Below are 8,652 nucleotides of genomic sequence, written 5' to 3'. Positions count from 1 at the left end.
CTCCCCCCCCCCCTCTCCCCCGCCTCCCCGTCCGGCGTGGGGCCGGGAGCCCCCGCCCGCGCCCCCCCCCCCCCCCCCCCACGCCGGGATGACAGTCGAAAGCACGCCGGGATGACAGTCGAAAGCACGCCGGGATGACAGTCGAAAGCACGCCGGGATGACAGGGGGGCACGGCCATTCGGGCGGGAGTCGGATTGCGCGGAGGCTCAAGGGTGCTCCGGGCTGAGGCTGAGTTGCAGGAGGAGGGTGTCGATCCAGCGGTCGTGTTTGTGGCCGACGTGGCGTAGGCGGCCCGCGTCGGTGAAGCCGCGGCTGCGGTGCAGGGTGGGGGAGGACGGGTCTCCGGTGTCGGCGATGACGGCGATGACCTCGCGCAGATTCAGTGCGCGGCAGGCCGATAGCAATTCGTCCAAGAGGCGGCCGCCGAGGCCGCGGCCGACGGCCCAGGGCGCGAGGTAGATCGAGTTCTCCACGGTCTGCCGGTAGGCGGGCCGCGGTTTCCACGGCGAGCAGTAGGCGTACCCCGCGACGCGGCCGTCCTCCTCGGCGACCAGGAACGGCAGCCCGGCGGCGGTGATCGCGTCGAACCGATGCCGCCACTCGGCCTCATCGGGAGCGTGGATCTCGAAGGTGGCGACGGTGCCGAGCACATAGTGCGCGTAGATCTCGGTGATCGCGGGCAGGTCGGCCGCCACACCTGCCCGCACCACCCGGTATTTCGCTATAGAGGAATCTGCCACTACTATAGTGTAGATGGATCTGGTCGCGCTCGGCGAGCGCATTCAGGGGTTCCGCCGCGACCGCGGGCTCACGTTGCAGGCCTTGGCCGAGCTGTCGTCGGTGAGCGTGAGCATGCTCTCGGCCGTCGAGCGCGGGGACAAGGCGCCGACGGTGGTCGTGCTGGACCGCGTGGCGAAGGGTCTCGGAATCCGGTTGTCCGCCTTGGTTTCCGAGCCCGACGGTGAGCGCATGATCGTCCGCCGCGCCGCCGACCAGGATGTCGTGAGCGAATCTGGCTGGGAGCGAACCATTCTCACGCCCGTGGTGCCCGGCGTGAACTTCGAATGGATCCGCTCGACTCTCCCGCCCGGTAGCGTTCCCGGCGAATACCCTTCCTACGCACCGGGTTCGCACGAGTTCATCTACGTCGAGTCGGGCACCGTCACGCTGACCGTCGACGGCGACCGGGTCGTGGAGCTGGCCGCGGGCGACTCCATCTACCTCGCCGCCGACAGCACCCTGCACTACGCCAACCACACCGGCGAGCCGTGCACCTATTACGTCGCGGCGCTCATCATGCGCTCCCGCAGTCCGCGATAGCCGGAAACGCCCGGGAAGTCGCAGGACGCGCCAGGGATGCCGGCCCGGTGTCCGTGCGACGTTCTAGGCTGTCGGCATGTCGATCACCGAGCAGGCGGCGCGCGCCCCGGGGTTGTCCGCGGCCGAGGTCGAGCAACGCGTCCGCGACGGGCAGACCAACGACGTGCCGGACCGGGCCAGCCGCTCGGTCGGCGACATCGTCCGGGCCAACGTCTTCACCCGGATCAATGCCATCCTGGGCGTGCTGTTCATCCTGGTGCTGGCCACCGGATCGATCATCGACGGGATGTTCGGCCTGCTCATCGTCGCCAACAGCGTGGTCGGCATCGTCCAGGAGATCCGCGCCAAGCAGACCCTGGACAAGCTGGCCATCGTCGGCCAGGCCCGTCCGACGGTGCGGCGCGACGGCCGGGCGGACACGGTGGTGCCCTCCGACGTCGTGCTGGACGATCTCATCGAACTCGGCCCCGGCGACCAGATCGTCGTCGACGGCGAGGTGGTCGAGTCCGAACTGCTCGAGATCGACGAGTCACTGCTCACCGGCGAGGCCGACCCGATCGAGAAATCGGTTGGCGCACAGGTGATGTCGGGCAGTTATGTGGTGTCCGGCGCGGGCACCTACCGCGCCACCAAGGTCGGCCGCGACGCCTACGCCGCCAAGCTCGCCGCCGAGGCCAGCAAGTTCACGCTGGTGAACTCGGAGCTGCGCAATGGCATCGACACCATCTTGAAGGTGATCACTTACCTGCTGATCCCGGCAGGCTTGGTGACGATCTACAACCAGCTGTTCTCCAGCCACGAATCCTGGCGCGCCGCGCTCAACGGCATGGTGGCGGCGCTGGTGCCGATGGTGCCCGAGGGCCTGGTGCTGATGACGTCGATCGCGTTCGCGGTCGGCGTGGTGCGGCTGGGTCAGCGCAAATGCCTGGTGCAGGAACTGCCCGCGATCGAGGGCCTGGCGCGCGTGGACGTGGTGTGCGCCGACAAAACCGGCACCCTCACCGAGAACGGCATGCGGCTGTCGGAACTGCGCGTCGTGGGCGATGTGGCGGAGCCGGAACTACGAGCGGTGCTGGCGGCCATGGCCTCCGACGACCCGCGGCCGAACGCCAGCGTCGCGGCCATCGCCGAGGCGCTGCCCGACGCACCCGGCTGGCCGACGACCGGGATCGCCCCGTTCTCCTCGGCGAAGAAGTGGAGCGGCTTCTCCTACGGCGAGCACGGCAACTGGCTGCTCGGTGCGCCCGACGTGCTGCTGGACCCGCAATCGCAGGCCGCGGCCGCCGCTCAGGAGATCGGCGCGCAGGGCCTGCGGGTGCTGCTTCTGGCCACCAGCGACCGCCCCGTCGACGCTCCCGACGCGCCCGGCACGGTGACGGCGCAGGCGCTGGTGGTGCTGGAGCAGAAGGTCCGCCCGGACGCCCGCTCGACGCTGGATTACTTTGCGAGCCAAGATGTCTCGATCAAGGTGATCTCGGGCGACAATGCGGTGTCGGTGGGCGCGGTGGCCTCCTCGCTGGGCCTGACCGGCGGCAACCACGCCGTCGACGCCCGCAAGCTGCCCGAGGACCGCGACGAACTCGCCGATGTGCTCGACAACCGGACCACCTTCGGCCGGGTCCGGCCGGACCAGAAGCGCGCCATGGTGAGTGCCCTGCAGTCGCGCGGGCACACCGTCGCCATGACCGGCGACGGCGTCAACGACGTGCTCGCCCTCAAGGACGCCGACATCGGCGTGGCGATGGGCGCGGGCAGCCCGGCCACCCGGGCGGTGGCGCAGATCGTGTTGCTGGACAACAAGTTCGCGACGCTGCCGTACGTGGTCGGCGAGGGTCGGCGGGTGATCGGCAACATCGAGCGGGTCTCGAATCTGTTCCTCACCAAGACGGTGTACTCGGTGCTGCTGGCCTTCCTGATCGGCGTCGCGGGCATCGGGTCGCAGCTGTTCCACTACGAGCCGGTGCCGTATCCGTTCCTGCCGCGGCACGTGACGATCGCAGCCTGGTTCACCATCGGCATTCCGGCGTTCATCCTCTCGCTGGCGCCCAACAACGAAAGGGCGCGAACGGGTTTCGTGCCCCGGGTACTGCGGCTGGCGATCCCGTCCGGCGCCGTGATCGGCGTGATGACCTTCATCGCCTACCTCATCGCGTATCAGGGTCCGGAGCAGAGCGACACCCAAAAGGTGCAGGCCGGCACCACCGCGCTGATCACGCTGCTGATCATCGCGGTGTGGGTGCTGGCGATCGTGGCGCGGCCCTGGTCGTGGTGGAAGGCGGTGTTGATCGGGGGCTCGGTGGGCGGGTACCTGATCCTGTTCAGCATCCCGTTCACCAGGCACTTCTTCAAACTCGACCCGTCCAACGCGGCGCTGACCGGTACCGCGGTGATCTGCGGGGTGATCGGCATCGTGCTGGTCGAGGTGGCCTGGTGGCTGAGCGCCTCGCTGGCGGGGGAGAAGCGGCAGCTGATGCCCGACTCGCCGGGAGCGGACGACTCGAAGCCCGCGCCGGTCGAAAACGGCTGAGGTCAGCGGTTTTTCGCGGGACCGAATTGGTCGTCTGCTATGGCGCGCCGTGAACGGCGTTGTCTCGTGTGTCGATTGGAAACACGGGTACCTTCGGCTGTATGGAGGTCCTGCTGCATCAGATCGATGCATTCGCCGATGCGCCGTTCACGGGCAATCCGGCGGCGGTGATGCCGTTACCGGCATGGTTGCCCGATGGGCTGCTGCAGCAGTTGGCCGAGGAGAACAATCTCGCGGAGACCGCCTTCTACACTTCGTCGCTGCCGCCCGAGACCGAGCCGGTGCCCGACGGTGGTCCGGCCTTTCATTTGCGCTGGTTCACTCCCGCGGTCGAGGTCGACATGTGCGGGCACGCGACCCTGGCGTCGGCCGCGCAGATCCTCGAGGACATGCATCCCGGCGCCGACCGCGTGCACTTCTACACCCGCAGCGGCTGGCTGACGGTCGACCGTACCGATGACGACGAGTTGGTGCTGGATCTGCCCGCCGTCGCCTCGCTCGACGTGGTGGGCGATCCGCAGCTGATCGACGCGCTGGGCGTGCGCCCGCTGCGCACCCTCACCGGGCAGGACGAGGTGGTCGTCGTCGCGTCCGAGCGTGAGGTCCGCGCGGCCCGCCCGAACCTGTCCGCCTTCCCGAAACTGGCCCGCGGCGTGATCCTCACCGCCCCCGGCGACAGCGCCGACTTCGTCTCCCGCTTCTTCGCACCGGGCGTCGGCATCCCGGAGGACCCGGTCACCGGGTCGGCCCACGCGCAATTGACGCCCATCTGGAGCCGGCACTTCGGCCGCACGGAGTTCACCGCCCGCCAACTCTCCCGTCGTGGCGGGCGCTTGCGCTGCGCCCTGTCGGAAAACCGGGTTCTGCTGACCGGCCGCTGCCACCGCTACATGGACGGGGTTGTGCGCCTGCCGGATTGAATCGGCTTCCGAAGGCCGCGTCCGAAAGCCGCTCGACAGGTGGTGCCGATCGGAAGTACCGTCTCTCCAGTGCAGTTTCGGAGGCCATCAGCGCAGGTGATACCGGATTCCGGGGGCGAGACCGGGCGGGCGCGGACCGCCAATTGGGGCGTCGCGGTCGGGGCGGGGGCGTATCTGTCGTGGGGTGCGTTCCCGGCGTTCTTCGGGCTGCTCGAGTTCGCGAGTCCGGTCGAGATTCTGGCGCAGCGAATCCTGTGGACCCTGGTCGTGGTGACGGCCGCGCTGCTGGTGGCCGGGCGCATTCGCGAGATGGCCGCGATCGATGCCCGCACCTGGCGGCTGGCCGCGGTCGCGGGCGCGGCGATCGCGCTCAACTGGGGCGTGTACGTGTACGGGGTCACCTCGGGCCACGTGGTCGAGTGCGCGCTCGGATACTTCATCAATCCGCTGGTGACGGTGTTGTTCGGCGTGGTGATCTTCCGCGAGCGGCTGGCCCTGCCGCAATGGGTGGCGCTGGGACTCGGCGCGACGGCCGTCGTGGTGCTGACCGTGGACTACGGCAAGCCGCCGGTGATCGCGTTGATCCTGGCCTGCTCGTTCGCCACCTACGGTCTGGTGAAGAAGGTGATCCGGCTCGATCCCATGCGCAGCGTCGCCGCCGAGGGCGTGGTGTCGGCGCCGTTCGCGCTGGCCGCGGCGATCGCGTTCGGGATCACCGGCAACGCCTCCTTCGGTGACGGCGCGGGGCACACGGCCCTGATGATGGCGACGGGTCCGGTCACGCTGATCCCGCTGCTGCTGTTCGCGTTCGCCGCCGGGCGGGTGCCGCTGTCGACCATGGGAATTCTCCAATACCTCACTCCCGCACTGCAGATGGCGTGGGGCGTGCTGGTCGGCCACGAGGCCATGCCCGCCTCCCGCTGGGCGGGCTTCGGCCTGATCTGGCTGGCCCTGGCGGTGTTCACCGCCGACGCGCTGCGCCGCGCCCGGCGGACTGCCGAAACGTCCGCGGCCGCAACCTGACTCACGCACCGCGAGCGGGGAGTTTGCCGACCCGGCCGCCGTCGGTATACGTTACGAGTCGTGGCGGTGCTCCCGTAGGCCGAACTTGGTACCGGTCCGGGGTCGGGACCGCCACGAACTCAGGAGAAATCCTTTGTCCATTCAGTTCAATCACACCATCGTCGGATGCCGGGACAATCGGAAGTCCGCCGAATTCTGGGCCGACATTCTCGGTCTCACCGCCGGCACACAGTGGGGCCCGTTCGTTCCGCTCACCATGGCCAACGGCGTGACCTTCGACTTCGCGGCCGTCCCGCCGCACGTCACCGAGATCCAGCCCCAGCACTACGCCTTCCTGGTCTCCGAGCAGGAGTTCGACGCCGGACTCGCGAAAATCCGCGAACGCGGCCTGACCTACTGGGCCGATCCCCGCCAGCAGCACGAGGGCGAGATCAACCACAACGACGGAGGTCGCGGGGTCTACTTCCTCGATCTCGACGGCCACTTCATGGAAATGCTGACCGTGCCGTACGGAGGCTGGCCGGAATAGCACCTTCCGGCCTACGCGGACGCAAATCGAACTGGCACGGCGATAGTTGCCGCGCCGGTTCGTTTTGTGACCGCGCAGGCCGTCGACGCCACGCCGCACTCACGACATATGCAGCCGGGACCAGAAATCGTGACGCACAGCGTCCCAGAGCGGCGTCAGCCGCGGCCAACGCTCCCGCGCCAGTGCCAGATCGAGAGGCTCGCCGGGTGTCAGCGGCAGCGCGCCGCCGTGGTCGTGCACCGCGAGGACAACGATGCGCCTACTCTGGAGATCGATCCGCCAGAGTGCACGGAGGCCGCCGATCTCGGTGCGGTGGTGAACGTCTCCGGACCCGGTCATCCGGCCGGACGCCACGGTGAGATGAACGACCACCGCGCGAAACTCATTCGCGGGCACACTGTTTCGACATCGGTGACATACATCAGCGCATGCAGAGTGAGCACGTCCAGATGCAGCGGCGACGGCGTGATCACCACGTCCGCGTCGGCCGCGCGAACCTGATCGGCCAGTGGCAGCACACTGACCGCCGTGGGCCAGATCAGCGCATACCCGAGCGTCCTGGCCAGCCGCCGGACCTGGGCCGCATCCCATTCCGGCGTGGTACTGACATCGTGGTGTATCCAACCGAATGCTGTAGGCACAGATCTCATCGCCGCCCCTCGAAGTCGCTGTGATGCTGGAAGACAGCACGTTATGAGCCGAATCACAGCTCGCTTGTCCTCAAAGGACAGGCGGCAGCAGGGCGAGCGCCCACCCTGATCACCGATGTCCGCTACCGCCCGGCGCTACGCTGGGCCTATACGCTCCGGATGCGGAGGAGAGGCCGATGAGCGAGATCCCGCCGAACGATATGGGCCGCCGATTGCGTGAGATCCGCGCCTGGCGTGGGCTGAGTTTGGAGGCCGCCGCCGGGCTCGCGGGTATTTCGTACGGGTACCTCGGTCGGCTGGAGCGCGGGGAGCAGTCCTTGACGAACCGCCGCACGCTCGAGTCGCTGGCACGGGCATTGCGGGTGGCACCGTCGGAGTTCACTGGCCGCCCGTGGGAGACATCCGATGGGCCTGGGACCGAGGCGTACGCGGGTGTGGTCGCGGTGGAAAGGGCTCTCGATATCTGTCAACTCGGTGATGATCCGGGCTCAGAGATCCGGGAGTGGCCGCAGGTGCGGGCTGATCTGGCGGAGCTGGAAATCCTCAGGGGCGCCGCCGATTACAAGGCGATCGGTGACCGGTCTCCTGCGCTGCTCGTTGAACTGCACGGGCTCTACGTCCGCAAGCCCGAACTCCGGCAGCAGGTCCTTGCCGGAATGATCGGCTGCTATTTCGCGATGATGGTGATGGCGAAACGGCTGGGCGTCCGGGGCCTTCCACTGCTCGCGGCGCGAGGCGCGCAAACTTGTGCGGAAGAACTCGACTCGCCAGCGTGGCGCGGAGCCGCAATGTGGATGCGCGGCAACGTCACCGGCTCGCTGTCGCGGCCGCAGCAGTACAGCCGTGCCGTCACCTTGGCAGACGAATTGGTGGCGAGTTCCGATGATTCCGCAGTTTTGCAGGCCTACGGGATGCTCCACCTCTCCGCAGCGCTCGCGGCCGCCGTGCAGACCGACCGTTCCACCGCACGCACCCATCTCGACGAAGCAGCTGCCGCCGCGGATCGGATGGACGCGGAGGTCGGCACGTTCGGGCGGATGTGGTTCGGCCGAGTCAACGTGGCGATCTGGCGTTCGTCCATCGGCATCGAACTCGGGGATGGCCCAGCTGCTGTCGAAGCCACCCAGGGCGTACGTGTCGAGGCCATCCCCGACGCCGCGCGAGTAGCTGGGTTCTACGCGGAAGCGGGCAGAGTCATGCTGGCCGAGCCGAAACACCGAGACACCGGGCTCAGCCTGCTCCTCAAGGCCGAAGAAATTGCGCCCCAACGCATACGGTCCGACCTGTTCGTCCGCGAAGCCGTCGCCGATCAACTGCGCACCGCGCGCCGTGACGCGGGCGGGCGGAACCTGCGTGGACTGGCGTGGCGGCTGGGGCTCGCTCCCGAGATTCCACCGCGCGCCAATTAGTAGTGCGGGTACTCGGGCGGTGCCCGGCCTCCGCGGACGCAAATCGTTCTCGCGCGGCCGGATATTGCCTTGCGGGTGTGATTTGTGACCGCAGGAGCCGGTTTACCCTTCGATGGGCGAAACCGCTCCGGGTGAGTGCCGCGCGGATGCACGCCCGGATCCCGGCGTCGCCGTGCGCGTGCGCGGCGACCCGGACTCCGGCGCGGTGGGCCACGTCGGCGATCGCGGCCAGTTCCAAGTCGGAATACTGTTGCGCGCCGGCGACGGTGCCGTG

9 protein-coding genes and 1 pseudogene are annotated in these 8,652 nt (G+C 68.4%); 6 read left to right on the top strand and 4 right to left on the bottom strand.

What is annotated here, in order from left to right; translation table 11 throughout:
* Positions 1–206: 206 nt before the first annotated feature.
* Positions 207–740 carry a GNAT family N-acetyltransferase gene (locus QH470_RS24195; RefSeq protein WP_280274622.1) on the bottom strand — a complete coding sequence of 178 codons (534 nt, stop codon included), beginning with the start codon at positions 738–740 and terminating at the stop codon, positions 207–209.
* Between the two features lie 13 nt (positions 741–753).
* On the opposite strand from QH470_RS24195, the gene QH470_RS24190 reads away from it, so the two are divergent.
* The 5 genes from QH470_RS24190 to QH470_RS24170 all read left to right on the top strand — a co-directional run bounded on the left by QH470_RS24190 (position 754) and on the right by QH470_RS24170 (position 6,319).
* On the top strand, positions 754–1,320 hold the full coding sequence (locus QH470_RS24190; protein ID WP_280274621.1) for a helix-turn-helix domain-containing protein: 567 nt from the start codon (positions 754–756) through the stop codon (positions 1,318–1,320).
* Positions 1,321–1,396: 76 nt separating this feature from the next.
* Positions 1,397–3,847, top strand: a complete 2,451-nt coding sequence (locus tag QH470_RS24185; RefSeq protein ID WP_280274620.1) for an HAD-IC family P-type ATPase — start codon at positions 1,397–1,399, stop codon at positions 3,845–3,847.
* 101 nt (positions 3,848–3,948) lie between these two features.
* Positions 3,949–4,767 (top strand): PhzF family phenazine biosynthesis protein, encoded by an 819-nt coding sequence (locus tag QH470_RS24180; RefSeq protein WP_280274619.1) that lies wholly within the window; start codon positions 3,949–3,951, stop codon positions 4,765–4,767.
* A 99-nt stretch (positions 4,768–4,866) separates the two neighbouring features.
* On the top strand, positions 4,867–5,790 hold the full coding sequence (gene rarD, locus QH470_RS24175; protein WP_280274624.1) for an EamA family transporter RarD: 924 nt from the start codon (positions 4,867–4,869) through the stop codon (positions 5,788–5,790).
* Positions 5,791–5,923: 133 nt separating this feature from the next.
* Positions 5,924–6,319, top strand: a complete 396-nt coding sequence (locus QH470_RS24170) for a VOC family protein (protein WP_280274618.1) — start codon at positions 5,924–5,926, stop codon at positions 6,317–6,319.
* A 99-nt stretch (positions 6,320–6,418) separates the two neighbouring features.
* Here QH470_RS24170 and QH470_RS24165 read toward each other — a convergent pair whose 3' ends face one another.
* Entirely contained in the window at positions 6,419–6,658 is a 240-nt protein-coding gene (locus tag QH470_RS24165) for a hypothetical protein (protein ID WP_280274617.1), read from the bottom strand.
* A complete protein-coding gene (locus tag QH470_RS24160; protein WP_280274616.1) occupies positions 6,655–6,969 on the bottom strand; it encodes a hypothetical protein in 315 nt (104 codons plus the stop codon). Before QH470_RS24160 ends, QH470_RS24165 begins: the two co-directional genes overlap by 4 nt.
* Positions 6,970–7,145: 176 nt before the next feature.
* On the opposite strand from QH470_RS24160, the gene QH470_RS24155 reads away from it, so the two are divergent.
* On the top strand, positions 7,146–8,378 hold the full coding sequence (locus QH470_RS24155; RefSeq protein ID WP_342228461.1) for a helix-turn-helix domain-containing protein: 1,233 nt from the start codon (positions 7,146–7,148) through the stop codon (positions 8,376–8,378).
* Between the two features lie 133 nt (positions 8,379–8,511).
* Here QH470_RS24155 and QH470_RS24150 read toward each other — a convergent pair.
* Positions 8,512–8,652: pseudogene (locus tag QH470_RS24150) on the bottom strand (amidohydrolase family protein); the annotation flags it as partial.

This window comes from Nocardia wallacei (genome assembly GCF_029868745.1).
Taxonomy (GTDB): domain Bacteria; phylum Actinomycetota; class Actinomycetes; order Mycobacteriales; family Mycobacteriaceae; genus Nocardia; species Nocardia wallacei_B.
This window is presented reverse-complemented; position numbering and strand designations above follow the sequence as displayed.

What these genes read in the sequence shown, in the direction of transcription:
- QH470_RS24190 (WP_280274621.1), top strand. Translation starts at nt 754, where the DNA reads ATGGATCTGGTCGCGCTCGGCGAGCGCATTCAGGGGTTCCGCCGCGAC.
- QH470_RS24185 (WP_280274620.1), top strand. Translation starts at nt 1,397, where the DNA reads ATGTCGATCACCGAGCAGGCGGCGCGCGCCCCGGGGTTGTCCGCGGCC.
- QH470_RS24180 (WP_280274619.1), top strand. Translation starts at nt 3,949, where the DNA reads ATGGAGGTCCTGCTGCATCAGATCGATGCATTCGCCGATGCGCCGTTC.
- QH470_RS24165 (WP_280274617.1), bottom strand. Translation starts at nt 6,658, where the DNA reads ATGACCGGGTCCGGAGACGTTCACCACCGCACCGAGATCGGCGGCCTC.
- QH470_RS24160 (WP_280274616.1), bottom strand. Translation starts at nt 6,969, where the DNA reads ATGAGATCTGTGCCTACAGCATTCGGTTGGATACACCACGATGTCAGT.
- QH470_RS24155 (WP_342228461.1), top strand. Translation starts at nt 7,146, where the DNA reads ATGAGCGAGATCCCGCCGAACGATATGGGCCGCCGATTGCGTGAGATC.